20 protein-coding genes are annotated in these 25,330 nt (G+C 71.9%); 7 read left to right on the forward strand and 13 right to left on the reverse strand.

Annotation, left to right across the window (positions count from 1 at the left end; all coding sequences use genetic code 11):
* Positions 1 to 164: 164 nt before the first annotated feature.
* Genes BM314_RS13555 through BM314_RS13565 form a run of 3 tightly spaced genes read left to right on the forward strand, consistent with a single transcriptional unit; the run spans position 165 to position 5,076 of the window.
* On the forward strand, positions 165 to 1,004 hold the full coding sequence (locus BM314_RS13555; RefSeq protein WP_091978449.1) for an FAD binding domain-containing protein: 840 nt from the start codon (positions 165 to 167) through the stop codon (positions 1,002 to 1,004).
* Entirely contained in the window at positions 1,001 to 3,736 is a 2,736-nt protein-coding gene (locus BM314_RS13560; protein WP_091978450.1) for a molybdopterin-dependent oxidoreductase, read from the forward strand. The genes BM314_RS13555 and BM314_RS13560 overlap by 4 nt, the downstream gene beginning before the upstream one ends.
* On the forward strand, positions 3,736 to 5,076 hold the full coding sequence (locus BM314_RS13565; RefSeq protein WP_020091574.1) for an NCS2 family permease: 1,341 nt from the start codon (positions 3,736 to 3,738) through the stop codon (positions 5,074 to 5,076). Before BM314_RS13560 ends, BM314_RS13565 begins: the two co-directional genes overlap by 1 nt.
* Before the next feature lie 16 nt (positions 5,077 to 5,092).
* Here the strand turns inward: BM314_RS13565 and BM314_RS13570 are convergent, their stop codons facing one another.
* The 10 genes from BM314_RS13570 to BM314_RS13615 form a co-directional block, all read right to left on the reverse strand.
* A complete protein-coding gene (locus BM314_RS13570; RefSeq protein WP_056521681.1) occupies positions 5,093 to 5,539 on the reverse strand; it encodes a PTS sugar transporter subunit IIA in 447 nt (148 codons plus the stop codon).
* Positions 5,540 to 5,584: 45 nt separating this feature from the next.
* Positions 5,585 to 6,313, reverse strand: a complete 729-nt coding sequence (locus tag BM314_RS13575) for a response regulator (RefSeq protein ID WP_091924434.1) — start codon at positions 6,311 to 6,313, stop codon at positions 5,585 to 5,587.
* Positions 6,310 to 9,027, reverse strand: a complete 2,718-nt coding sequence (locus BM314_RS13580) for a sensor histidine kinase (RefSeq protein WP_091978485.1) — start codon at positions 9,025 to 9,027, stop codon at positions 6,310 to 6,312. Before BM314_RS13580 ends, BM314_RS13575 begins: the two co-directional genes overlap by 4 nt.
* A 185-nt stretch (positions 9,028 to 9,212) precedes the next feature.
* Positions 9,213 to 9,818: a K(+)-transporting ATPase subunit C gene (locus BM314_RS13585; RefSeq protein WP_091978451.1), complete on the reverse strand. Its 606-nt coding sequence runs from the start codon at positions 9,816 to 9,818 to the stop codon at positions 9,213 to 9,215.
* Between the two features lie 22 nt (positions 9,819 to 9,840).
* Positions 9,841 to 11,931 carry a potassium-transporting ATPase subunit KdpB gene (kdpB, locus tag BM314_RS13590; RefSeq protein ID WP_091978452.1) on the reverse strand — a complete coding sequence of 697 codons (2,091 nt, stop codon included), beginning with the start codon at positions 11,929 to 11,931 and terminating at the stop codon, positions 9,841 to 9,843.
* Positions 11,932 to 12,037: 106 nt separating this feature from the next.
* Positions 12,038 to 12,232, reverse strand: a complete 195-nt coding sequence (locus BM314_RS13595) for a hypothetical protein (RefSeq protein WP_091978453.1) — start codon at positions 12,230 to 12,232, stop codon at positions 12,038 to 12,040.
* A 1-nt stretch (position 12,233) separates the two neighbouring features.
* Positions 12,234 to 13,949: a potassium-transporting ATPase subunit KdpA gene (gene kdpA, locus BM314_RS13600; protein ID WP_091978454.1), complete on the reverse strand. Its 1,716-nt coding sequence runs from the start codon at positions 13,947 to 13,949 to the stop codon at positions 12,234 to 12,236.
* Between the two features lie 22 nt (positions 13,950 to 13,971).
* Positions 13,972 to 14,061 (reverse strand): K(+)-transporting ATPase subunit F, encoded by a 90-nt coding sequence (locus BM314_RS13605; protein WP_020091582.1) that lies wholly within the window; start codon positions 14,059 to 14,061, stop codon positions 13,972 to 13,974.
* 482 nt (positions 14,062 to 14,543) lie between these two features.
* Positions 14,544 to 14,684 (reverse strand): hypothetical protein, encoded by a 141-nt coding sequence (locus BM314_RS30595; protein ID WP_170868106.1) that lies wholly within the window; start codon positions 14,682 to 14,684, stop codon positions 14,544 to 14,546.
* Positions 14,685 to 14,983: 299 nt separating this feature from the next.
* A complete protein-coding gene (locus tag BM314_RS13615) occupies positions 14,984 to 15,193 on the reverse strand; it encodes a hypothetical protein (protein WP_020091585.1) in 210 nt (69 codons plus the stop codon).
* Between the two features lie 302 nt (positions 15,194 to 15,495).
* Between BM314_RS13615 and BM314_RS13620 the strand changes: the two genes are divergently transcribed.
* The 4 genes from BM314_RS13620 (at position 15,496) to BM314_RS13635 (ending at position 20,501) form a co-directional block, all read left to right on the forward strand.
* A complete protein-coding gene (locus BM314_RS13620; protein ID WP_091978456.1) occupies positions 15,496 to 18,423 on the forward strand; it encodes a response regulator in 2,928 nt (975 codons plus the stop codon).
* A 49-nt stretch (positions 18,424 to 18,472) separates the two neighbouring features.
* Positions 18,473 to 18,832, forward strand: a complete 360-nt coding sequence (locus BM314_RS13625) for a response regulator (RefSeq protein WP_026604690.1) — start codon at positions 18,473 to 18,475, stop codon at positions 18,830 to 18,832.
* A gap of 33 nt (positions 18,833 to 18,865) precedes the next feature.
* A complete protein-coding gene (locus tag BM314_RS13630) occupies positions 18,866 to 19,921 on the forward strand; it encodes an adenylate/guanylate cyclase domain-containing protein (protein WP_091978457.1) in 1,056 nt (351 codons plus the stop codon).
* Positions 19,922 to 20,018: 97 nt separating this feature from the next.
* Positions 20,019 to 20,501 carry a DUF1203 domain-containing protein gene (locus tag BM314_RS13635; RefSeq protein WP_091978458.1) on the forward strand — a complete coding sequence of 161 codons (483 nt, stop codon included), beginning with the start codon at positions 20,019 to 20,021 and terminating at the stop codon, positions 20,499 to 20,501.
* A 43-nt stretch (positions 20,502 to 20,544) separates the two neighbouring features.
* Here BM314_RS13635 and BM314_RS13640 read toward each other — a convergent pair whose 3' ends face one another.
* The 3 genes from BM314_RS13640 to BM314_RS13650 form a co-directional block, all read right to left on the reverse strand.
* The gene (locus BM314_RS13640) at positions 20,545 to 23,406 is read right to left on the reverse strand and encodes a putative bifunctional diguanylate cyclase/phosphodiesterase (RefSeq protein WP_091978459.1); all 2,862 of its coding nucleotides are present in this window, start codon (positions 23,404 to 23,406) and stop codon (positions 20,545 to 20,547) included.
* Positions 23,403 to 24,212, reverse strand: coding sequence for a PstS family phosphate ABC transporter substrate-binding protein (locus tag BM314_RS13645; RefSeq protein WP_091978460.1), 810 nt, complete (start codon positions 24,210 to 24,212; stop codon positions 23,403 to 23,405). Before BM314_RS13645 ends, BM314_RS13640 begins: the two co-directional genes overlap by 4 nt.
* 75 nt (positions 24,213 to 24,287) lie before the next feature.
* Complete coding sequence (locus tag BM314_RS13650; RefSeq protein ID WP_091978461.1) at positions 24,288 to 25,325, reverse strand: 2Fe-2S iron-sulfur cluster-binding protein; 1,038 nt, start codon at positions 25,323 to 25,325, stop codon at positions 24,288 to 24,290.
* Positions 25,326 to 25,330: the final 5 nt, after the last annotated feature.

Genomic DNA, 25,330 nt, shown 5'->3' on the forward strand with positions numbered 1-25,330 from the left:
CGATCCGGACCGCCGCCGGCCATCTCACGCAAATCTGATTCATCCTAGGCCGACGTGCGTGGGGGCGCCAAGGTTCGAAGTTGCCGGCGCGGCTTGACCGGGGCCCGATTAGAACCGGCATAGTGTCGGGCCGGGCCGAACCGGCCTCGGACCGGCGAGCGGGCATGGACCTCAACACGATCGAGACCGTCGTCCGGCCGCGGAGTCGGACCGAGCTTCCCGCCTGGGCGGACGGCGATGCCTGTCTGGGAGGCGGGACGTGGCTGTTCTCCGAGCCGCAGGTCGGGATGCGGCGCCTCGTCGACCTCGCGGCGCTCGGATGGCCACCGCACGCGGTCGACGCGGAGGGCCTGACCCTCGCGGCGACCTGCACCATCGCCCAGCTCGACCGGCTGGAACTGCCGCCGGGCTGGAACGCGGCGCCGCTGGTGGGCCAGTGCTGCCGCGCGCTGCTCGGCTCCTTCAAGATCTGGAACGTGGCCACGGTCGGCGGCAACGTCTGCCTCGCCCTCCCGGCCGGGCCGATGATCGCCCTCGCGACGGCCCTCGACGCGACCTGCACGATCTGGTCCGCCGACGGGGCCGAGCGGGAGCTCCCGATCCTCGACGTCGTCCTCGCGCCGGAGCGGAACGCCCTGGCACCGGGCGAGATCCTGCGGAGCCTGTCGATGCCGGCCGCGGCGCTCGCGCGTCGCACGGCCTTCCGCCGCATCAGCCTCAGCCCGAACGGGCGCTCCGGCGCGCTGCTGATCGGGACGCGCGGCGCGGACGGCGCCTTCGCGCTCACGGTCACGGCCTCCGTCAAACGACCGCTCCGCCTCGCCTTCGACGGTCTGCCGGATCCGGCCGCGCTGATGCGGGCGCTGGACGAGGCGATCCCGGACGCGCTCTACCACGACGATGTCCACGGGCGGCCTGACTGGCGCCGCCACATGACCCGGCACTTCGCCGAGGAGATCCGCGGGTCGCTCGACGCGGCGCCGTCGCCGGGAGCCGCGTCATGAAGCTCACGATCAACGGTGCCGCGCACGAGGGCGCGCCGAGAGCCGGGCAGTGCCTCCGGACCTACTTGCGCGAGGCCGGCTGGTTCGGCGTGAAGAAGGGTTGCGATGCCGGCGATTGCGGCGCCTGCACGGTCCATCTCGACGGCGAGCCCGTGCACAGCTGCCTGGTACCGGCCTTCCGCGCCGAGGGACGGAGCGTGACCACGATCGAAGGCCTGGCCGGTCCCTGCCGCGCCGACGCGGCCGAGCCGGCGGCGTTTCACCCGATGCAGGAAGCCTTCCTGGCGGCCCAGGGCTTCCAGTGCGGCTTCTGCACGCCCGGCATGATCATGACCGCGGCGCGCCTCGACCAGGGCCAGAAGCAGGATCTCGGCACCGCCCTCAAGGGCAATCTCTGCCGCTGCACCGGCTACCGCGCCGTGCGCGAGGCCATCGCGGGCGGCGCGCGCTCGGTCGAGAGCGGCGGCTGCGGCGATCCCGTGGGCCGCAACCTCGCGGCACCGGCCGCGCCGCTGGTCGTGTCCGGACGCGCCCGCTTCACGATGGACGCACCGCTCGGCGACACGCTCCACCTCAAGGTGCTGCGCTCGCCGCACGCCCATGCCCGGATCGTCGCGATCGACGCGACGGCCGCCCGCGCCATCCCGGGCGTCGTGGCCGTGCTGACGCACGCCGACGCGCCGACGCGCCGCTTCTCGACCGCCCGCCACGAGGATCCGCGCGACGACGCCTCCGACACGCGGGTCCTCGACCCGATCCTGCGGTTCGTCGGGCAGCGCGTCGCCGCCGTGGTGGCGGAGACGGAGGCAGCCGCCGAGGCCGGCTGCCGCGCCCTGCGGGTGACCTACGAGGTGCGCCCGGCGCTCCTCGATCCGGAGCGCGCCCTCGATCCCGACGCAGCCCGCGTCCACGATCCCCGTGATTGCCCGGGCGAGGACGCACCGCCCCTGGAGAGCCATCCCAACCTCGCCGGCGAGGTGCACGGCGCGGTCGGCGACGTGGCGGCGGGCCTCGCCGAGGCCGATTTCGTCTACGCCGGGACGTTCCGGTCGCAGCGCGTCCAGCACGCCGCCATGGAGACCCACGGCTGCGTCGGCTGGCGCGCCGAGGACGGCCGCCTGACGCTGCGCACCAGCACCCAGGTGCCGTTCCTGACCCGGGACGCGCTGGCGGACCTGTTCGGCCTCGAGAAGGACGCGGTGCGCGTCGTCTGCGCCCGGGTCGGGGGCGGCTTCGGCGGCAAGCAGGAGATGCTGACCGAGGATCTCGTCGCCCTGGCGGTCCTGCACACCGGCCGGCCGGTGCGCTGGGAGCTGACCCGCCGGGAGCAGTTCGTCGGGACGACGACGCGCCACCCGATGCGGGTGGACGTGAAGGTCGGCGCCCGCCGCGACGGCACCCTCACGGCGCTGAGCCTCGACGTCCTGTCCGACACCGGCGCCTACGGGAACCACGCGGGCGGCGTGATCCACCACGCCTGCCACGAGGTGCTGGCCGCCTATGTCTGCCCGAACAAGCAGGTGAGCGGCCGCGCCGTCTACACCCACACGGTGCCGGCGGGGGCCTTCCGCGGCTACGGGCTGAGCCAGACGATCTTCGCGCTGGAATCCGCCCTGGACGAGGTCGCCCGCGAACTCGGCCTGGACCCGTTCGCCCTGAGGCGACGCAACGCCATCAAGCCGGGCGACGCCATGGTGTCGAACAGCCTGGAACCGCACGACGTGATCTTCGGCAGCTACGGGCTCGACCAGTGCCTCACCCTGGTCGAGGAGGCGCTGCGGTCCGATCCGGGGCCCGAGCCGGAACCCGGCTGGCGCGCCGGGACCGGCATGGCGATGGCGATGATCGACACGATCCCGCCGCGCGGCCACCACGCCGACGCGCGGGTCAGCCTGGACGCCGACGGGCACTTCACCGTGCGCGTCGGGACGGCCGAGTTCGGCAACGGCACCAGCACGGTGCATCGGCAGATCGCGGCCTCGGCGCTCGGCGCCGCGCCGGAGCGTGTCCGCGTCGCGGGCGCGGACACGGATATCGTCGGGCACGACACCGGCGCCTACGGGAGCACCGGCACGGTGGTGGCGGGCCTGGCGACGCTGCGCGCCGCCGAGGCGCTCGCGCTCCGGATCCGCGCGCGGGCCGCCGAGATCGCGGGCGCGACCCCGGAATCCTGCCGCTTCGACGGGGAGCAGGTCGAGACGCCGGCCGGACCGGTCACGCTGGCGGCGATCGGTCCCCTGGACGCGACCGGCCGGGCCGACGGCAGCCCGCGCTCGGTGGCGTTCAACGTTCACGCCTTCCGGGTGGCGGTCGACCCGGTGAGCGGCGCGGTGCGGATCCTCAGGAGCGTCCACGCCGCCGATGCCGGGCGGGTGATCAACCCGATGCAGTGCCGCGGTCAGGTCGAGGGCGGCATCGCGCAGGCGCTCGGCGCGGCGCTCTACGAGGACGTCCAAGTCGCCGCGGACGGGAGCCTCGTTACCCAGACGTTCCGCGACTACCACATCCCCGCCTGCGCCGACGTGCCAGACACCGAGGTCCTGTTCGCAGATACCTACGACAGCGTCGGCCCCCTCGGCGCCAAGTCGATGAGCGAGTCGCCGTTCAACCCGGTGGCGGCGGCGCTCGGCAACGCCATCCGGGACGCGACCGGGGCTCGCCTGACCGCGACCCCCTTCGCGCCGGACAGGATCTACCGGGCCGTGGCGGCCGGCCGGGCGGGGCTCGCGTGATGGATCGCGCGCGGGACGCGGTGCCGGCGGCGAGGCCCGGCCTCCTGGAACGCACCTTCCGCCTCGCCGAGCACGGCACCAGCGTACGCACGGAGGTTCTGGCGGGGCTGACCACCTTCCTGACGATGGCCTACATCGTCTTCATCAACCCGAGCATCCTCGGGGATGCCGGCATGCCCCGGGGCGCGGTTTTCGTGGCGACCTGCCTCGTGGCGGCGCTCGGCTCGATGATCATGGCGCTCTGGGCCAATTACCCGATCGCCCTCGCGCCCGGCATGGGGCTCAACGCCTACTTCACCTACGTGGTGGTCCAGCAGCTCGGCTTCAGCTGGCAGGCCGCCCTCGGCGCGGTGTTCATCTCGGGCGTGTGCTTCCTGATCGTCACGCTGACAGGCCTGCGCGCGCTGATCGTCGAGGGGATCCCGCGCTCCATGCGGATCGCCATCACGGTCGGGATCGGCCTGTTCCTGGCGATCATCGCGCTCAAGAACGCCGGCCTCGTCGCGGCGAGCCCGGCGACCTTCGTCACCCTCGGCGACCTGCACAAGCCCGAGGCGATCCTGGCGGTGCTGGGCTTCCTGATGGTGGCCGTCCTCTCCGCCCGGAAGGTGCGGGCGGCGCTGCTGTCGAGCATCCTCACCGTCACGGCGCTGAGCTTCGTCTTCGCGGGCAACACCTTCCAGGGAATCGTCTCCCTGCCGCCGTCGATCGCCCCGACCCTGTTCGCCCTCGACATCCCGGGTGCCCTCTCGGCGGGCCTGCTCCACGTCATCCTGGTCCTGTTCCTGGTGGAGCTGTTCGACGCCACGGGCACGCTGATGGGCGTGGCGAGCCGGGCCGGACTCCTGACCGACGGGAAGATGCGCCGCCTCGACCGGGCGCTGATGGCCGATTCCGTCTCGGTCTTCGCGGGCTCGCTCCTCGGCACGTCGAGCACGACGGCGTACCTGGAGAGCGCTTCCGGCGTCGAGGAGGGCGGCCGCACCGGGCTCACGGCAGCCACCGTGGCGGTGCTGTTCCTCGCCTGCCTGTTCTTCGCGCCGCTCGCGGGCGCGGTGCCCGCCTACGCCACGGCGCCGGCGCTGTTCTACGTCGCCTGCCTGATGCTGCGCGAGCTGGTCGAGCTCGACTGGGACGATATCACCGAGGTCGTGCCGGCCTGCGTCACGGCCCTGCTGATGCCGTTCACCTACTCGATCGCCACCGGCGTCTCCTGCGGGTTCATCACCTACGCGGCGCTGAAGCTGCTGGCGGGCCGCGCCCGGGAGGTGAAGCCGATCGTCTGGGTGATCGCGGCGGTCTTCCTGTTCAAGTTCGTCGAGACCGGCGGCGCGCACTGACGGCCGCGCGGCGCCCTTACCGGCCCGTCGCGGCCGCGTAGAGCGCCGCCGCGTCCCGCGCGGCGCGCATCGCCGCGGCGGCCCCGGGGTCGCGCAGGCGCCGCGCCACGCAGGCCAGCGCGTTCAGCGTCTCGCCCTCGGCGACGGCCGGGAGCAGCAGCAGGACGACGAGGTCCACCGGCCGATCGTCGACCGCGTCGAAATCGATCGGGTCGCGGAGCCGGGCCAGTATCCCGTAGGGGCGCGCGATGCCCTCGAGGCGCGCGTGCGGCAGGGCGATGCCGTCGCCGACCCCGGTCGAGCCTAGGCTCTCGCGCCGGATCAGCGCGGGGAGTATCGTCTCCGCGGCGAGGCCGAGGGCGCCGGCGGCGCGGCGCGCCAGCTCCTCGAGCAGCGCGCCCTTGCCGGCGGCGCGCAGGCCGACGAGCGCGTCGGAGGGCGCGAGGATCCGGTCCACACTCATCGCGCGGGATCGCGGGCGCTGGAACACATCGGCTCGTCCTCGGGATCAGTGGGCGGTCGCGCCGCCGGCGCCGCGGTGCGGCGGGGCCGGCTCGTCGTCGGGCGCGCGCAGGCGGTAGCCGACGCCGGTCTCGGTGAGCAAGATCCGCGGCCGCTCGGGGTCCGCCTCCAGCTTCTGGCGGAGCTGGCGCACGTAGACGCGCAGGTATTGCGGGTCGGACGAGGACGGCACCGAGCGCATCAGCTGCGCGTGGGTGAGCACCTTGCCGGCATGCAGGACCAGGACGCGCAGGAAATCGTACTCGCGCGGCGTCAGCTTCACCTCGGCCTCGTCGACCTTCACGATCCGGCGGACCAGATCGACGGACAGGGTGTCGACGCGGAAGATCGGCCGCTCGCCGCGCGCGGCAAGCTGGTGGCGCATGGCGGCCCGCAGGCGCGCCAGCAGCTCCGCCATGCCGAACGGCTTGGTCACGTAGTCGTTGGCGCCGAGATCGAGCGCCTCGACCTTGCCGCTCTCGTCGTCGCGGCTCGAAAGCACGACGACCGGGAGGTCGGGATGGCTCGATCGAACCGACCGCAACAGGTCGTGGCCGCGCATGTCGGGCAGGCCGAGATCGAGGATCACGAGATCGACGCCCTCCCGGCCGAGCAGCGCCAGGGCGGTCCGGGCATCGGGCGCCTCCAGGATCGCGTAGCCCTGCGTGGCCAAACCCATGCGCAGGAGCTTGCGGATCGGCGGCTCGTCATCGACGACCAGGATCGTGGGGCTCATGCGGCGATATCCCTGGGCGCGTTCCGGGCCGGAATCGGCAGGCTGACGGTGAAGCAGGCGCCCGAGCGGTCGCGACGGTTCTCGGCCGTGACATTGCCGCCCATCGCCTCGACGAAGCCCCGGGAGATGGCGAGGCCCAGCCCCGTGCCGGCCCGGACACGGTCGCCCTTCCGGACGCGGTAGAACTTGTCGAAGACCCGCTCGACATCCGCCTCGGGCAGGCCGTCCCCCTCGTCCAGCACGGCGATGCGGACCCGGTCGCCCGCGCGGCGCGCACGCACCGTCACGGTCGAGCCCTCGGGCGCGTACTTGGCGGCGTTGTCGAGGAGGTTGACCAGGACCTGCTCGAACAGGACCGGGTCGAGCGCCAGCGGCGGCAGGTCGGCCTCGACCTCCACGGCGACGCGGTGTTCGGCGAGGATCTTCTGGGTGCGGCGCAGGGCGGTGTCGACCGTCTCGGCCACGTCCTGCGCGGAGAGGTTCGGCGCCACCGCGCCGGCCTCCAGCCGGGTCATGTCGAGGAGGTTCGCGATGAAGCGGTTGAGCCGCTCCGATTCCTCGATGATCGTGGCCAGCAACTCCGCCTTGGCGTCCGCGGGCAGCGCCGCCTCGAGGTCGCGCAGCGTGCTGGCCGCGCCCAGGACCGAGGCGAGCGGCGTGCGCAGGTCGTGGCTGATCGAGGTGAGCAGCGCCTGGCGCAGGCGGTCGGTCTCGGCCGCGCGCTCGGCCCGGTCGAGATCCTCCACGAGCCGGACCCGCTCGATGGCGAGGGCGCCCATGTCGGCCAGGGCGTCGAGGAGGCGGCGGCCCTCAGGCGACAGGATCGGCCCGGTGCCGTCGGAATCGAGGCCGATCACCCCGATCGTCCCGCGCCCGGTCCGCATCGGCAGGAACAGGCGCTTGGCGCCCGGCAGCGTGTCGGCGCCCCGGCCCGCGGGCCGGTCGTTGTCGAAGGCCCACTGCGCGGCCGCGAGATCGGCCTCGTCCAGCATGTCCTCGGGCGGGTAGCCCGCCCGCACCGTGACGGCCTGGCCGTCCGGCAGCAGGAGGACGACGCGCACCTTCAGCATCGCGGCGACCTGGGCGCAGGTGGCCCAGAGCACGTCGTCGAGGGTGCCGCAGGCGGCGAGCTTCCGCGAGAAGCCGAAGAGCCGTTCCGTGGCCCGCGCCCGGCCCTGGCTGACCACCGCGACGCGACGCGCGCGGGAGGCGAGGTTCGAGACCAGGACGGCCACCAGGGTGAAGAGCAGGAACGCCGCGACGTTGGTCGGATCGGCGATGGTGAGCGTGTAGACCGGCGGCAGGAAGAAGAAGTTGTAGGCGAGCGAGGCCGCCACCACCGAGACGAGGGACGGCCCGAGGCCCCAGCGCACCGCCACCGCCACGACCGCGGTCAGCAGGAACAGGTCGGCGTTCTCGACGCCCGCGTAGGGTTCCGCGACGATGGCCGCGCCGAGGCCCGCGGCGATCGCCGCCAGCGCGATCGCGTAGGGCCGCGCGTCGCGCCCCGGACGCGGCGCGGTCACCGCCACGGCGCGGCGCGCCGGCTTCTCGTCGGGGACGGCCTCGCCGGGGACGACGTGCACGCTGATGGCGCCGCTGTGCCGCACGAGGTCGTACACCACCGATCCGTTGACCAGCTCGAAGAGCCACGAGCGGTTCGCCTTGCCGACGACGATGTGGTTCACGTTGGCCGAGCGCGCGTAGTCGAGCACGTCGTCGGCGATCCGGCGCCCGCCCGGCAGGGTGACGGCGTCGCCGCCGAGGCGGTCGGCGAGCCGCAGGGCCTCGGCGATGCGGTCGCGCTCGGCCTCGCTCAGGGCCGCCGCCCGCGCGCCCTCGATGGAGAGCGCCGTCCAGGGGGCGTGCAGGCGGTCGGCCAGGCGCTTGGCGTGGCGCACGAGGCCGGCGGAGCGGGGATCCTCGTTCACGCAGACCAGCACGCGCTCGCCCGCCGCCCAGGGACCGGCGATCGCGTTGGCCCGCATGTGGCCGAGCAGCTCGTCGTCGACCCGGTCGGCGGTGCGCCGGAGCGCCAGCTCGCGGAGCGCCGTGAGGTTGCCGCGCGAGAAGTAGTGCTTGAGCGCGCGCTCGGCGTGCGTCGGGATGTAGACCTTGCCGTCCTTCAGGCGCTGGATCAGGTCGTCGGGGTTGAGGTCCACGACCTCGATGTCGTCGGCCCGGTCGAGGACACCGTCCGGCACCGTCTCGCGCACCCGGATGCGGGTGATCGACGCCACCACGTCGTTGAGGCTCTCGACGTGCTGGATGTTGAGCGTCGTCAGGACATCGATACCGGCGTCGAGGAGCTCCTCGACATCCTGGTAGCGCTTCGGGTGGCGCGAGCCCGGGGCGTTGGTGTGGGCGAGCTCGTCGACCAAGGCGAGGGCCGGCCGGCGCGCCAGCAAGGCGTCGAGGTCCATCTCCTGCAGGACGGTGCCGTGATACGGAACGGAACGGCGGGGGATCGTCTCGAACCCGTCGAGCAGGGCCTCGGTCTCGGCGCGGCCGTGCGTCTCGACGACGCCGACCACGACGTCGAGGCCTGCCTTCAGCCGCGCCCGCCCGACGGTCAGCATCTCGTAGGTCTTGCCGACCCCGGGTGCGGCGCCGAGGAACACCTTGAGCCGGCCACGCGTCCGCTCCTCCCGGCGCGCCGCTTCGAGCAGGGCGTCGGGGGAGGGGCGGGTCGGGTCGCGGCCGGTCTCGGGCATGATCGCCATCTTAGCAAAACGCCGCGGACAACGCGGGATGGTCGCCTCATTGCGAGCGGAGCGAAGCAACCCAGGGCAGCGGGACGCCGGTGCGCGTGGCGCGGCTGGATTGCTTCGCTTCGCTCGCAAAGACGAAGCGGGATCCGCAGCGCAGCTTCGGGGTCCCCCCTGCTGCCGGGCGCGCCTCAGCGACGGGCGAGATCGTCGACCGCGAGGTTCAGCGCCAGCACGTTGACGCGCGGCTCACCCAGGATGCCGAGGGTGCGCGCCTCGATGCGGGACGACACCAGCGCGCGCAGCTTGTCCGCCGGGATGTTGCGGGCCTTGGCGACGCGGGGAACCTGGAAGTAGGCGGCCTCGGGCGAGATGTCCGGGTCGAGGCCCGAGCCGCTGGTCGTGACGAGGTCGACCGGGACGGGCGCATCCGGGTTCTCGGCCCTGAGCGCGTCGAGATCGGCCTTCACCCGCTCGGCGAGGGCGGCGCTGGTCGGCCCGAGATTCGAGCCCGAGGAGTTCGCCGCGTTGTAGGGCGCCGGCACCGTCTTCGAGGCGTCGGACGGGTCCGGCGCCGTCGTCGCCGAGGGCCGGCCGTGGAAGTAGCCGGCACCCGTGAAGTTCTGGCCGATCAGGCTGGAGCCGACGACCGTGCCGTCGCGCGCGATCAGGCTGCCGGCGGCCTTGGCGGGGAAGATGGCGCCGGCGAGGCCCGTCATCGCGAGGGGGTAGGCGAGGCCGGTGATCGCCGTCAGGGCGGTGAGCAGGACCAGGGCGGGGCGAAGCTGGTTGAGCATCGCGGGTCTCCGGGGGACCAATTCAGGCGAGGTGGAGGGCGCTGACGGCGAGGTCGATGGCCTTGATGCCGACGAAGGGCACGAGGACGCCGCCGAGGCCGTAGATCAGGAGGTTCCGGCGCAGCAGCGCGGCCGCGCCGACAGCCCGGTAGGTGACGCCGCGCAGGGCCAGCGGGATCAGCGCGACGATGATGAGCGCATTGAAGATGATCGCCGACAGGATCGCGCTCTGCGGCGAGGCCAAGCCCATGACGTTCAGCGCCTGGAGCTGCGGGTAGAGCGTGAGGAACATCGCCGGGATGATGGCGAAGTACTTGGCCACGTCGTTGGCGATCGAGAAGGTCGTCAGCGCCCCGCGGGTCATCAGCAGCTGCTTGCCGATGCCGACGATCTCGATGAGCTTCGTCGGGTCGCTGTCGAGGTCGACCATGTTGCCGGCCTCGCGGGCCGCGACGGTGCCGGTGTTCATGGCGACGCCGACATCGGCCTGGGCCAGCGCCGGGGCGTCGTTGGTGCCGTCACCGCACATGGCGACGAGCTTGCCGTCCGCCTGCTCCTTGCGGATCAGCGCGAGCTTGTCCTCCGGAGTCGCCTGGGCGAGGAAGTCGTCGACGCCGGCCTCGGCGGCGATCGCCGCCGCGGTCATCGGGTTGTCGCCGGTGATCATCACCGTGCGGATGCCCATCTGGCGCAGCTCGGCGAAACGCTCCCGGATGCCGCCCTTCACGATGTCCTTGAGGTAGACCACGCCCAGCAGGCGACCGTCCTTGGCCACGGCGAGCGGGGTGCCGCCGGCCTTGGCGATCTCCTCCGCGATGGCGCGGATCTCGGTCACGACGCCGGTCTCGGCCTCGGGGCGGACGGCCAGGGCGACGTTGGAGCCGCGCGAGGCGATGGGCTGGCCCGAGACCGAGGCGATGACGGCATCGACGGCGCCCTTGCGGATCGACGTGCCCTGCAGATCCACCCCCGACATCCGCGACTGCGCGGTGAACGGCACGAAGGTGGCGTTCAGGCTCGCCATGTCGCGGGCGCGGATGCCGTACTTCTCCTTGGCCAGCACCACGATGGAGCGGCCCTCCGGCGTCTCGTCGGCGAGCGAGGCGAGCTGCGCCGCGTCGGCGAGATCCTGCGCGGTGACGCCGCGGACGGGGCGGAACTCGGTGGCCTGCCGGTTGCCGAGGGTGATCGTGCCGGTCTTGTCGAGGAGCAGCGTGTCGACGTCGCCCGCCGCCTCCACGGCGCGGCCCGACATGGCGAGCACGTTGAAGCGGACCAGCCGGTCCATCCCGGCGATGCCGATCGCCGAGAGCAGCGCGCCGATTGTCGTCGGGATCAGCGTGACGAACAGGGCGACCAGAACGATCACGGGGATCGACCCGCCCGCGTAGCTCGCGAAGCTGGGGATCGAGGCCACCGCGAAGACGAACACGATGGTGAGGCCGGCGAGCAGGATGTTCAGGGCGATCTCGTTCGGCGTCTTCTGGCGCGAGGCGCCCTCCACGAGCGCGATCATCCGGTCGACGAAGGTCGAGCCGGCCGCGGCCGTGATGCGGACCTTGATCTCGTCCGAGAGGACCTGCGTGCCGCCGGTTACCGCCGAACGGTCGCCGCCGGATTCTCGGATCACCGAAGCGGATTCGCCCGTGATGGCCGCCTCGTTCACGGAGGCGACGCCCTCGATCACCTCGCCGTCGGACGGGATCAGGTCTCCGGCCTCGACCAGGACGACGTCGCCGACCTTGAGCGAGGTGCCCGGCACCGTCTCGAAGGCCCGGCCCTGCCCAATGAGGCGCTTGGCGGTCATCTCGGTGCGGGTGCGCCGCAGGCTGTCGGCCTGGGCCTTGCCGCGACCCTCCGCGAGCGCCTCGGCGAAGTTGGCGAAGATCAGGGTGAACCACAGCCAGAGGATGATCTGGCCCGAGAAGAGCAGGTCGCTGCCGCCGGTGACGAGGTCGCGGACGAACAGCACGGTGGTGAGGAGCGCCACGACCTCGACCACGAACATGACCGGGTTTCGGATCATGGCCCGCGGATCGAGTTTTCGTACCGAGCCGAGGAGGGCCGGCCCGATCAGGGCGGCGCTGAACAGGGATGACGTCTGACGCGACATGGGAGATGTCCGGAGGAGAGATTGAAGTGAGGCTGCCGTCCTTGCGAGCGGAGCGAAGCAACCCAGGGCCGCGCTTCGCTGCGCGCGCGATCACCGTTGCGGAGGCTCAGCCCTCGGCGCCGAGGGTGAGCACGTAGGCGGCCAGCAGGGCGAAGCCGCCGAGCATCACGACGCCGAGGAGCGCCAGGATGAGGTCGGAGGTCCGCAGAGGCTGAGCGCCGCCGCGGTCGTGCCGCAGTGGAGAGCGGTGCAGCGCGAGGTGGTGGCGCGGGACGCGCCGGGCGGGGAAAGCGCGCGGCATCTCAGCCCCCCGTCGCGAAGGTCTGACCGGCCGCGCCCGCGAAGTGCTCCACGATGGGGCCGAGCGCGAGCGACGGGAAGAAGGTCAGGCCGCCCATGATCAGCACGACGCCGACCAGCAGCCCGACGAACAGGCCACCGTGGGTGGGGAACGTGCCCGCCGAGGCCGGGACCGTCTTCTTGGCCGCGAGCGAGCCCGCGATGGCGAGCACCGGGATCTTCACGAAGAACCGGCCGACCAGCATGCCGACGGCGAGCGTGCTGTTGTAGAACAGCGTGTTGGCCGTCAGCCCGCCGAAGGCCGAGCCGTTGTTGGCCGCCGCCGACGTGTAGGCGTAGAGGATCTCCGAGAAGCCGTGCGGGCCGGCATTGGCCGGGCCGGCGAGGCCCGCCGGCACCACCGTCGCCAGGGCGGTGAAGCCCAGCATCATCAGCGGCAGGCAGAGGATGCCGAGCATGGCCATCTTCACCTCCTTCGCCTCGATCTTCTTGCCGAGGTATTCGGGGGTGCGGCCGACCATCAGGCCCGCCACGAAGATCGCCACGATGACGAAGATCAGCATGCCGTAGAGGCCGGCGCCGACGCCGCCGATGATGACCTCGCCCAGCTGCATGTTGAGCAGCGGGATCAGGCCGCCGAGCGCCGTGAACGAGTCGTGCATGGCGTTCACCGCGCCGCAGGAGGCCGCGGTGGTGATCACCGCGAACAGCGCCGAGGCGCTGATCCCGAAGCGGACCTCCTTGCCCTCCATGTTGCCGCCGGTGAGCCCGAAGCTGCTGAGCACCGAGCTGCCGTTGGCCTCGGCCCAGTAGGTGACGGCGACGCCGGCCAGGAACAGGATTCCCATGGCGCCGAGGATCGCCCAGCCCTGACGCTCGTCACCGACCATGCGGCCGAAGACGTTGGTCAGCGCGGCGCCGATCGCGAAGATCGAGACCATCTGGACGAAGTTCGACAGGGCGGTGGGGTTCTCGAAGGGGTGCGCGGCGTTGGCGTTGAAGAAGCCGCCGCCGTTGGTGCCGAGCATCTTGATCGCCACCTGGCTCGCGACCGGGCCCAGCGCGATGGTCTGCTTGGCGCCCTCCAGCGTCGTGGCGTCCGCGTAGGCGCTGAGCGTCTGCGGCATGCCCTGCCAGACCAGGAACAGCGTGTAGGGGATGCAGATCGGCAGCAGCACGTAGAGGGTCGCGCGGGTCACATCGACCCAGAACGAGCCGATCGTGCCGCTGGAGGCGCGGGCGAACCCGCGGATCAGCGCCACCGCGACCGCGATGCCGGTCGCCGCCGACAGAAAGTTCTGGTGCGTCAGGCCCAGCATCTGGGACAGGTACGACAGCGTGGTCTCGCCGCCGTAGGACTGCCAGTTGGTGTTGGTGATGAAGCTGGTCGACGTGTTGAACGCGAGATCCGGCGCCACCGCGCTCTGATCGGCCGGATTCAGCGGCAGTACCGCCTGCAGGCGCAGGATCGCGTAGAGCACCGCGAAGCCCAGCACGTGGAACAGGATGACCGCGCCCGTATAGGCCAGCCAGTGCTGCTCCTGGCGGTCATCGATGCCGGACACGCGGTAGAGCCCGCGCTCGATCGGTCCGAGCACGGGCGAGAGGAGGGTGCGCTCTCCGGTGAAGACGCGGGTCATGTACGACCCGAGGGGCTTCACGAGCGCCAGAACGATCGCGCTGTACAGCGCGATCTGGATCCAGCCGTTGAGGGTCATGGGGGAGATCCGTCAGGGCCGCTCAGAACCGCTCGGGGCGGACGAGGGCGTAGGTGAGGTAGACGAGGAGGCCGGCGGTCACGCAGGCGCCGAGGGCGAGATCGAGGGTCATGGCGGCCTCTCTCAGAGCCGGTCGCAGGCGGCCGCGTAGCCGGCCGCCGCGGCGAAGAAGGCGAGGCCCCCTGCGAGGAAGACGATGTCGAGCATGGTGGTCGGGTCCGGTTCGGCGGACCGGCAGCGGAGGCTCCGCGGCCGGCCTTGGCCGACCAGCAGTGTCGCCGGGAACCGCGTTAGGGTTCGAGCGAGGACCGGGCGGGAGTTTATAAGGGCCGCGTTAGGATCCGGCGTTCCCGCCGAAGCTGGCCCGGAGACCCGCGCAGGCGGCCGGCACGGTCAGCCACGCCGCGCCCGGGCAGAGACGGCGCCACCGGGCGCGATCGAGCCGGATCACCCCCGCCTCGCGGCCGAGGATGCCGCCGAAGGCGAGGCCGCAGACGCGGCAGCGGCCCGCCAGCGGTTGGATGGATAACCCCGGGGGTGCCGTGCCGGACGGCGACGCGGCGTCGCCGCGACAGGGCGGCGCGGCTCCGGGGCTCACTGGACCTGCAGGGGTTCGAAGACGTTCAGCGCGAGCAGCGCGAGGGACACGGCGGACCACCCGCCGAGGGCGACGACCATCAGCGCGAAGACGCGGTCGGCCCTGCACTCGGCGAGGATGTAACGGACGATCGGCATGCGGAGGCTCCATCCGGGCTGATGCCCGATGGCGCGACCACGTCCGCATCGGCCGTGAGGGACCAAGACGCGTGCGGGGCGTCCGGCATAGGGATGTCATCAGGATGGGGGGCCGGCGCGCCCGTCAGCCCGAGAAAGCGCGGATCGAGCGCGTGCAGGACGCGCGGCGGTAAGTCGTGGGCGCCGGATCCCGGTTCGGCGCGGCCCACCGAGGCCGGGACGGTCTCGGGCGCACGGAGGGGATCTGGTGGCACGACGCAGCCCCTCCGGGAGCGTCCGGTCCGCGGCCGGGCGACGCCCTAGACCGTCGCGGCCTCGGGCTGCTCGGTCGAGTTGAACACGACCTCGCCGGTCCGCTCGCAGACCACGGTGACAGAGGTCGCCCCGTTCTCGCGCTGCTGCAGGGGGAGCTGCGCGAGCGCGTAGGCCGTCGCCGCCTCGAGGTCGCACGGCCACAGCTTGGTGAAGCTCTCGCGTTTTCCGCGGCGAAAAGTGATCTTGTAAGCCATCGTTTCCTCCGTTTTCACGGAAGATACACCTTCTCGGCGTGCCGCCACGCCGCGCCGAGACATGGCACCGATGCGTTCCGGACGGGATTGGAAGCGAGAAGCCGGCAGACGGGCGACGAACCGGGCGACGAACGGCGAGCCCGTGACTGGGGCGGGACAGCGATTCCCGTACAGCTTGATCCGCAAAATAGACCATGCGACGGTGCCGAATAATGAATTGCGCGCCCTCGGGCATCGCGCAGATCAGGCTTGGCAGGGCAAGGCGTCACCCCTGGCGCGTCGGTGTCGGAGTGGTTCGAGGTATGTCCCACGCGCCGGCCGGATCACCCAGCGAGACAGGTCGGGCCGCCGACGCCGGCCCTAGCCGGAGCGCCGGGCCTCTCGACGAGGCCGGGGTCGCCAAGCAGAAGCTCGTCGAGGCGATCGAGAGCAGCTCGGAGGGCTTCGCGCTGTTCGACCCGGACGATCGCCTCGTCCTGTGCAACGGGCACTTCCAGGATTTCCATCCCGGCCTGTCGGCCATCATCGTGCCCGGCGTGACCTTCGAGGCCATCGCCAACGCCGTCGCGGAGACCTGCGTCGTACGGCCGGACGGGATGAGCGTCGAGGCCTGGGTCGCCGAGCGCATCGCCCATTACCGCGCGCCGCGCGGTCCGCTTCTCCAGCAGCGCGTCGACGGCCGCTGGGTCCAGGTCAACGAGCGCAAGACCAACGACGGCGGCGTCGTCGCGGTCTACACCGACGTGACCGAGATCAAGCGCGCCGAGCAGGTGCTCCAGGCGACGCAGGGGCGGCTGACCTACCTGCTCACCGCGTCCCCGTCGATGATCTGCAGCTTCGAGGTGGGGGGCCGCAACGCGCCGACCTTCATCAGCGAGAACGTGCGCGATCTCCTCGGCTACGAGCCCGGCGATTACCTGGCGGGCCCGGAATTCTGGCTGGAGCGGCTTCACCCGGACGACCGGGACCGGGTGCTCGCCGAGTTCCCGCACCTGCTCGCGGACGGGCACAACGTCATCGAGTACCGGTTCCGGCACGCCAACGGCACCTATCGCTGGGTCCGGGACGAGCAGCGCCTCCTGCGGGACGCGACGGGCCAGCCCGTCGAGGTGGTCGAGTCCTGGAGCGACATCACCGAGCGCAAGGAGGCCGAGCTGGCGCTGCAGAAGCAGACCGCCTTCGTCGAGCTGCTCCAGGCCGCCGCCGCGGCCGCCAACGAGGCCCCGACGGTCGAGGACGCCCTGCGCTTCTGCCTCGAGCGCGTCGCGCAGCACGCCGGCTGGCCCGTCGGTCACGCCCATATCCTGGCCCGGGACGGGACGCGGACGCTGCTCCCGACCGGCATCTGGCACTGCGACCCCGGCGCGGATGTCGCGCGATTCCAGGCTGCCACGGCCGCCACGTCGCTGGCCGCCGGATCGGGCCTGGCCGGCCGCGTTCTGGTCTCGGGCGCGCCGGAATGGAGCGTCGGGGACCCGACGCTGGCCGCGGACCCGCGCGCGCCGGCGGCGGTCGAGCACGGCATCCGGGCGGGGTTCGCCTTTCCGGTGACGGTCGGGCGCGACGTCGTCGCGGTACTGGAGTTCTTCGCCCGTGACGCGTCCCCGCCGGACGCCTCGCTGCTCCGGGTCATGAGCAATATCGGCGCGCAGCTCGGCCGCGTGATCGAGCGCAAGCAGGCCGAGGAGAGCCTGCGTCAGGCGAAGGAGGCGGCCGAGGAGGCGAGCCGCGCCAAGAGCAGCTTCCTCGCCAACATGAGCCACGAATTGCGGACGCCGCTCAACGCGATCATCGGCTTCACCCGGCTGGTGATGCGGCGGGCGAAGGATGTCCTGCCGGTCAAGCAGTTCGAGAATCTCGAGAAGATCCTGGCGAGTTCCGAGCACCTGCTCTCGCTGATCAACAGCATCCTCGACCTCGCCAAGGTCGAGGCGGGGCGCATGGAGGTGAAACCCTCGGACTTCGCCCTGGAGCCGGTCCTCGACCTGTGCCTCCGCACCGTCGAGCCCCTCGTCAAGAACGAGGGCGTGCGCCTCGTCCGGGACGTCCGGGACCCGCCCCCGATGCTGCGCACGGACGAGGAGAAGCTACGTCAGATCCTGATCAACCTGCTCAGCAACGCCATCAAGTTTACCGAGGCCGGATCGGTCACGCTCCGCGTCCGCTCGGTCGATGAGGGCATCGAGTTCGCCGTGATGGATACCGGCATCGGCATCCCGGCGGGCGCCCTGAGCGCGATCTTCGAGGAGTTCCATCAGGTCGACAACAGCGCGACCCGGTCCCACAGCGGCACCGGGCTCGGGCTCGCGATCAGCCACCGGCTCGCGCGCCTGCTCGGCGGCCGGATCGGCGTCGAGAGCCGCGAGGGCGAGGGATCGACCTTCACGCTCACCATCCCGCCGCGGATCGCCGGCGGCGCCGAGGTGCCCCCGCCCCCGAAGCCGGCACCCGCCGCCGTCACCGCGCCGCGCTCGGGCGCCAAGGTCGTGCTCGCGATCGACGACGATCCCAACGTCGTCTACCTGCTGAAGGAGAACCTCGCCGATGCCGGCTACACGGTGGTCGGGGCGGCGAGCGGCCAGGAAGGGCTGGTCAAGGCTCGGGAGCTGCAGCCGCGGGCCATCACCCTCGACATCATGATGCCCGGCACCGACGGCTGGCAGGTGCTGCACGCGCTGAAGACCGATCCGCTGACCCGGGACATCCCGGTCGTGCTGATCTCCATCGTCGACCAGAAGGAGCTCGGCTTCCGGCTCGGCGCGACCGACTACATCGTGAAGCCGTTCGAGCGGGAGGCCCTGATCGGCGCCCTCGCGCGGATCGCCCCCGACAACGAGCGCGTCCTCGTGATCGACGACGATCCCAACGTGCCCGACCTCGTGCGCCAGCTGCTCGACTCGGAGCACTGCACCGTCGACTGGGTGGCCGACGGCGCGGCCGGACTGGAGCGCATCGCGCAGGCCCGCCCGAGCGTCATCCTCCTCGACCTGCTCATGCCGCGGATGGACGGCCTCGCCTTCCTGGACGCCCTGCAGGCGGATCCCGCCGCCCGGTCGATCCCCGTCGTGGTCCTGACCGCCGCGTCCCTGGATCCCGCCGAGCGCGGCATGCTCCGGGAACGGGTGCTCGGACTGATCGACAAGGGCGGGCTCGATCGCGCCGCCCTGGTCCGGGAGGTCCGCCGCGTGCTGCCGGTCCTGGAGACCGAGACCGCCGACGGTGACCGATGAGGTCGGCAACGACCCGCCCGTGGCGGCCCGCGACGCCCGGGACCGGCCCATGAAGCGGATTCTCATCGTCGAGGACGTCGCGCTCAACCGCGATCTGCTGACCCAGCTGCTTGAGGACGAGTACGAGATTCTGATCGCCGTCGACGGGGCCGCCGGCGTGGACATGGCGATCGCGCACCGGCCGGATCTCATCCTCATGGACCTGTCGCTGCCGCTCGTCGACGGCTGGGAGGCGACGCGCCGCATCAAGGCCGACGCGACGACCGCCGCCATCCCCGTGATGGCGATCACCGCCAACGCGATGACCGGCGACGAGGACCGCGCGCGGGCCGCCGGCTGCGACGACTTCATGACGAAGCCCGTCGACGAGGACCTGCTCTTCGCGAAGCTGCAGCACTGGCTCGGCTGAGCGCGGCCGTCTCACGCCAGGAAGGGAGGACCCGTGGAGCCAGCCCGCATCCTCATCGTCGACGATGAGCCCTTCAACCTCGACCTGCTGGAGCAGGAGCTGGAACTCCTCGGCCACGCCAGCGTGCGGGCGGCGAACGGGCGGGCGGCCCTCGATCGGCTGAGCGAGGAGCCGTTCGACCTCGTGCTCCTCGACGTGATGATGCCGGCCCTGGACGGCTACGCCGTGCTCGAGCGGATGAAGGCCCACGAGGCGTGGCGCCACACGCCCGTCGTGATGATCTCCGCGCTCATGGAGATCGGCAGCATCGTCCGGTGCATCGAGCTCGGCGCCTTCGACTACCTGCCGAAGCCCTTCGAGCCCGTGATCCTGGAGGCGCGAATCCGGTCCTGCCTGGAGCGGAAGCGGGCGCACGACCGCGAGGTGGCGCATCTGCGGACCATCGAGCGCGAGCGCAAGCGCGCCGACGAACTCCTGCACGCCATCCTGCCGGTCTCGGCGGTGGCGGAGCTGATGGAGACCGGGCAGGTCAAGCCACGGCTGTTCGGCGACGTCGCCGTCCTGTTCATCGACCTCGTCGGCTTCACCACGTGGTGCCACGACCAGAGCCCGGACGTCGTCGTCGCGGAGATCCAGCGCCTCGCGGAGGCCTTCGAGGTGGTCGCGCAGGCGCGCGGCCTGGAGAACATCAAGACGATCGGCGACGCCTTCATGGCCACGGCCAACCTGCTGCGGCCGCACGACGACCCGGTCTCCGCCGCCATCCGCTGCGCCGCCGACATGGTGGCGATCGCGGCCGAGGGCGAGCCGGGCTGGCGAATCCGCGGCGGCATCCACATCGGGCCGGTCGTCGGCGGCATCGTCGGCCGAACGAAGTTCACCTTCGACCTGTGGGGCGACACCGTGAACGTCGCCGCCCGGCTCGCGGGCCTCGGCGACGGGTGCGCGCTGCACCTGTCGCGCGAGGCCTTCGCGCGCCTGCCGGACCCGCGCCACGTCCGGCCGATCGGCCCGGTGACGCTGAAGGGCAAGGGTGCGGTCGACGTGTACTGCCACGCCCTCGCGGCCGGCGACGCGACCCCGGCCTGAGACGCCCGCGGCGGCCGCGGAGCGTTCCGGATTGCGCAGCAAGAAGCGGGATGCGGCGCGCCGGGACGGAGCTTAGGGCCCGTCCCGGAGGTGCACCATGACCCGTTATCGCTGCGTTCCGATCCCGACGGAGACCGCCGATCGCTTCCGTACCACCGGCCTTGACGACCGGGGCAAACCGGTCCGTCGGGTCGTCGCGACGGCGGATGGCGGCTTTCCCTGCCGACACTGCCTGCGGCTCGGCCGGCCCGGCGAGACCATGCTGCTCGGATCCTACGATCTGCCCGAGCCGCGCGGGATCTACTGGACACCCAGTCCGATCTTCCTGCACGCGGACGAGTGCCCGCGCGCCGAGGCGGCCGACGGCCTCGCGCCGATCGTCCGCGCGAACACGCTGGTCTCGGTCCGTGCCTACGACGCGGACCATCTCTGCCTCTACGATCTCGGGCAGGTCTGTCCCGGGAGCGAGGCCGAGATTCCGCTCCGCCGCGCCCTCGACGATCCGCGCACCCGCTTCGTCAACATCCACACGGCGCGGCCCGGGTGCCTCCTGTCCCGCGTGGAGCGCGTTGCCGACTGAGCGCGAGCCGCCGAGCCGCCCAACGGGCCGTTGCGCGGCCCGCTCAGGCCGCGACGTGGATATGCTCCTGCGCGTTGATGAAGGCCGCCACGCCAGCGGCCGGGATCGGCCTGCTCAGCAGGTAGCCCTGGACCTCCGAGAACCCGCTCGCCCGCAGCCGGGCCAGCTGCTCCGGGGTCTCGACACCCTCGGCCGTCGTCGTGATCTTCAGGCTGCGGCCGAGTTCGGCGACGACGTGGACGATCGCCGCCGCCTCGTCCTTCTCCAGGAGGTTCCGGACGAAGGACTGGTCCAGCTTGATCTTGTCGAAGCGGAAGGTGTTCAGGGAGGAGAGGGACGAGTAGCCGGTCCCGAAATCGTCCATCGAGAACCGCACGCCTAAGGAGCGCAGGCGGCTCAGCATCTCGAAGCTCGCCTGATCCTGGCTCAGAATGACCGACTCGGTGATCTCCAGCTCGAGACGGTGGCTCGGCAGCTCGGTCTTCAGCAGGACCTCCTCGACGAACCGGTCGAGATTGCCTTCGCGGAACTGGATCGGCGAGATGTTGACGGCGACCCGCAGGGAGCCAGGCCATGTCATGGCATCGGCGCAGGCCCGTTCGAGCACGTAGGCGCCGAGGGCGTCGATCAGCCCCGTCGCCTCGGCGACCGGGATGAACTCGCCGGGCGAGATCATCCCGCGTTCCGGGTGGTGCCACCGCGCGAGGGCCTCGAAGCTCGTCACCGCGTTCGTCGCCAGGTCGAACAGCGGCTGATAGTGCAGCTCGATCTGCGCGGTGCCGATCGCCAGCCGCAGCTCGCGTTCCAGCCAGCGCCGCTGGTTCTGACGCTCCTCCATCTCCTGCTCGAAGACGCGGACGCGCCGACCGCCGTCGGCCTTCGCGGCGTAGAGGGCGACGTCGGCGCGGCGCAGGAGATCGTCGCCGTCGGCATCCTCCGTGCCGGAGACGGCGATACCGAGACTCCCGTCGACGGACACGAACTGGCCGGCGAGGAAGAACGGCCGCCTGAGCTGGATCAGGATCTGCTCCGCCAGGGCGAGGACGCCGTCCGACAGGTCTGCCTCGAAGAGGACCATCGCGAACTCGTCGCCGCCGAGGCGTGCCACCGTGCCGCCGGACGGGCACAGTCCGGTGAGGCGGCGGCCGACCTGTCGGAGGAGCTCGTCGCCGGCCGGATGTCCGAGGGTGTCGTTGATGCCCTTGAAGTCGTCGAGGTCGAGACAGATGACGGTCACCGCCCGGCCGCCGACCGCATGGTCCGCGAAGGCGGCGGCCAGACGGTCGGCCAGGAGCGCTCGATTCGAGAGGCCGGTCAGCGCGTCGTGGGTCGCGAGATGCGCGATCCGCGCCTGCGCGGTGACGCTCGCGGTGACGTCCTCGTGGGTCTCCACCCAGCCGCCATCGGCCATCGGCTCGACCGTGATCTCGATGCAGCGGCCGTCGGCGAGCGTCCGGGTGAGGGTCCGGCGGATCGGCCCGCTCTCCGCGGCCGACCAGTCCGTGAGACCGGCGAGCCGGTGAACCTCATCCTGTGTCGGGTCGAGATCCAGCACGCCCGGAGCGATCCCGTAGATCCGGCAGAACTGGGAATTGTAGACCTTGAGCCGGCCGTGGACGCCGAACATGCACAGGCCCTGGGACATGTTGTTCAGGGCGGCGTCGAAGCGCTCGTTCTGCTCCTGCAGCTGCCGCTCGCGCTCCGTCAGGACCGTGTTCTGCCGGAACACGTCGTCGCGCAGCTGATCGCGCTCCGAGAGGGAATGCTCGAGCACGACGACGGCCCGGGCGATATCGCCGACCTCGTCGGCACGGTCGATATCGGGCACGCTGACGTGCCAGTTGCCGCGCGCGACCTCGGAGACCGTCTGGGTGATGCGCACCAGGGGACGGGTGATCCGGCTCGACAGGAAGAGCATGACGACGGCGACGAGGCACAGCGTGAGACCGGCGACGACGCTGAGCGTCCGCAGCAGCGCGCGCGAGCTCTCCTCGCCGATGCCCACGACCTTGCCGGTGAGTTGCTGCAGCTCCCGCAGCGGCGCCGCGACGCAGAGGCGTATGTCGGGCGGCTGCGGGATGCAGCGCGCGACCTTCTCGGCGCCGAGCACGGCGTGCAGCTCAGCGCCCGACGCGGGTCCGAGCTGGGCGTTGGAGACCTCCGAGCCCGCCGAGGAGAGGAGGTTCTGGTCGGCGAGGATCAGGACGTCGCGGTTGCTGAGGGACGCGAACGCCGTCAGGGTCGGCTCGTGCGCGCGCAGGACCCGGTACCCGACGAGGCCGCCGATCACCTCGCCGAAATCGTCGAACAGCGGCTCGCCGAAGATGTCGGCGACCGTGCCGCTCTCGGTGGCGGCGAGCGCCCGCGCGAGCGCGTCGTCCCAGCGCAGCGACAGCACGAACCCGTCCGCGTGCTCCCGATCGTTGCGGGCGAGCACGGCCCGCAGGGACGCCGCGACGGGCGAGGTCCGGAACGCCGCGTTGGCGGCGAGGAGGTCCGCCTCGACGCGGTCGGCGGTCAGCGCGCGGAGATTGAGGTCGAAGGCGATGGCGCCGTCGAGATCGGCGAGGGCGAGAGCCGGCCGCAGAAGCTCCGAGGCCGCCACCGTGTTGCCGGAGAACACCGCCTTCGCGACGTCCCAGCGCTTCGACATGGTGGCGAAGCGCCGCTCGACGTCCTCGCGCTGCATCTGGAGCCGCGCCGCGGCGAGCTTGGCGTCGCTGAGCAGGCGGTCGGAGAGCTGGGCCTCGGACCAGGTCGAGACCTCCTGCGCCTGCTCGCGGAGCGTCTGGCCGGAGCGCAGAACCACGAGGAAAACCAACGCCGCCAGCGCGATCGCGGCCGTCGAGAGCGTGGCGCCGACGAGGCGCGCGCGCAGGGAACGCGAGAAGACGGTGCCCGTCACGGCCTGAGCGGGGCGCCGCCCCGCTCCGCCATGACCTGTCCCGCGCGGTCGGAGGTCGCGAAGGCGAGGAACGCCGACGCCGCGGCGTCGCGCGTGGCGGCCTTGTAGATCAGCGCGAGGGTCACGGCGCTCGGATAGGTCGGATCGCGCGGGGCCCGGCCGTCGATCGTCAGGACCGCGAGATCGCCCGCGAGCGCCGGCGAGTACGGTCCGAAGCCGATCGCGCCGGGCGTCTCCCGCACCGTGGCGATCGCGTCCTGGGTCGTGGTCGCCGTCTTCGAGCGGCTGGTCAGGACGAGGTCGCGCCAGCCCGGCATGGTGGCCCGCAGGACCGTGAGCGTGCTGTCCGTGTCCTCGCGCCGGACGACGCGGATCTTCAGATCGGGGCCGCCGAGGGCGCTCCAATTGTCGACCGTGCCGGCGAAGATCGCGGCGGTCTGCGCGCTGGTCAGGTTGGTGACGCCGACGCCCTGATGGACGAAGATCGCCGAGGGGATGCGGGCGAGCGGCACCTCCACGAGTCCCTGGGCCTTCTCTGCCTCGGTCAGCGGGCGCGCGACCCGCCCGAGCCTCTGGCGCTCGCCGCCCACGGCCGCGACGGCGCCGCCGGAACCGATGCTCGGCGGCACCGACACGCGCGCGCTGCCGCTCTCGGCATTGTAGGCGGCCGCCACGGCCTGGAGCATCTCGATCCCGTCGCCCGTGCCGACGACCGCGAGGTCGTCCGCGCGCGCGGCGGCCGGCAGGGCCAGGAGGATGATTCCACCCGCGATGATGCGCCGAAGAGACGTGAATAACAGTGCCATAACCCGAGAATGCGCCTCGAGTGCTTAACCCGAGGTCACCGGATACCGTACACCGAAGGTGTGGTTGACGATCTGCTAGGCGACAGGCTCCGTTTTAGCGGTCCGATGACCCGCGACGCGCTGGAGGAAGCGCTGCAGGAAGTTCGTGTCGGACGGCGGTTTCCCGTCCGCGCCACGTGCGGCCGCGTAGAAGGGATCGGCGTAGCAGGTCGCCCCGGTCGCCGCGGCGAGGAACTGGACAGCCGCGACCATCTCGGGGGCGCCCGCCGCGAGAACGGTGTCGTCGCGCGTGAGCATCGGCATGTGGAGCGTCGGCCGCCCGGGCCGGGCATCCGGAGGCGGGTTGCCGCCGCTGCAGGTCAGGACCGTCGTCGCCCCCCGCTCGCGCAGCCAGTCGAGCGCCGGGCGCATGTAGAGGTTCTGCGGGTGCCGCGCGCCGGCCACGACGAGCAGGTCGCGCTCCGGCTCACGCATCCGGCTCGCGCGGGCGACCGCCCAGGCGGGCGCCCAGCCGACGCCCGATGAGACGATCACGAGACGGCCGCGCCCGAGCCGGTGGAAGGCGGTCCCGAACGGGCCCTCGACCTTCACCGCGGTTCCCGGTCCGATCCTGCCGCCGAGCAGCGGCGAGACCGCGCCGTCGGGCTGGCGGCGGATCTGGAAGATCAATTCGTTCAGTTCGCCCGAGCCGTCCGCGCGCAGGGTCGGGCTGTAGTCCCGCGCGGGCAGCCCGGCGAAGGAGACCCGGACATACTGGCCGGGCAGGTAGGTCAGCCGCTTGCGCAGCGCGACCGTCACCTCGACGATCTCGGCGGTGAGATCGACGACGCGGTCCACGGTGCCGGCCCGCCGGACGGCTTCCGGAACCTCGTCGAATTCGATGACCGCGTCGGTGGTCAGGCGAGCCCGGCAGGCCTGCACGGTCTCGCCGATGCGCGTCCCCGCATCGTCGACCGCGCCCGCATGGATCCGGACGCGGCAGGTGTCGCACTGCCCGGTGGCGCAGTCGTGCGGGATCGCCTGGCCGGCCGCCAGACCCGCGTCGAGCAGGGTCTGGCCGGCGCTGGCGCTGACCCGCCTTCCGTTGATGACGAGGGTGACGCGTTCGGCCACGGCGC

The sequence above is a fragment of the Methylobacterium sp. 13MFTsu3.1M2 genome (assembly GCF_900112625.1).
Lineage (GTDB): Bacteria > Pseudomonadota > Alphaproteobacteria > Rhizobiales > Beijerinckiaceae > Methylobacterium.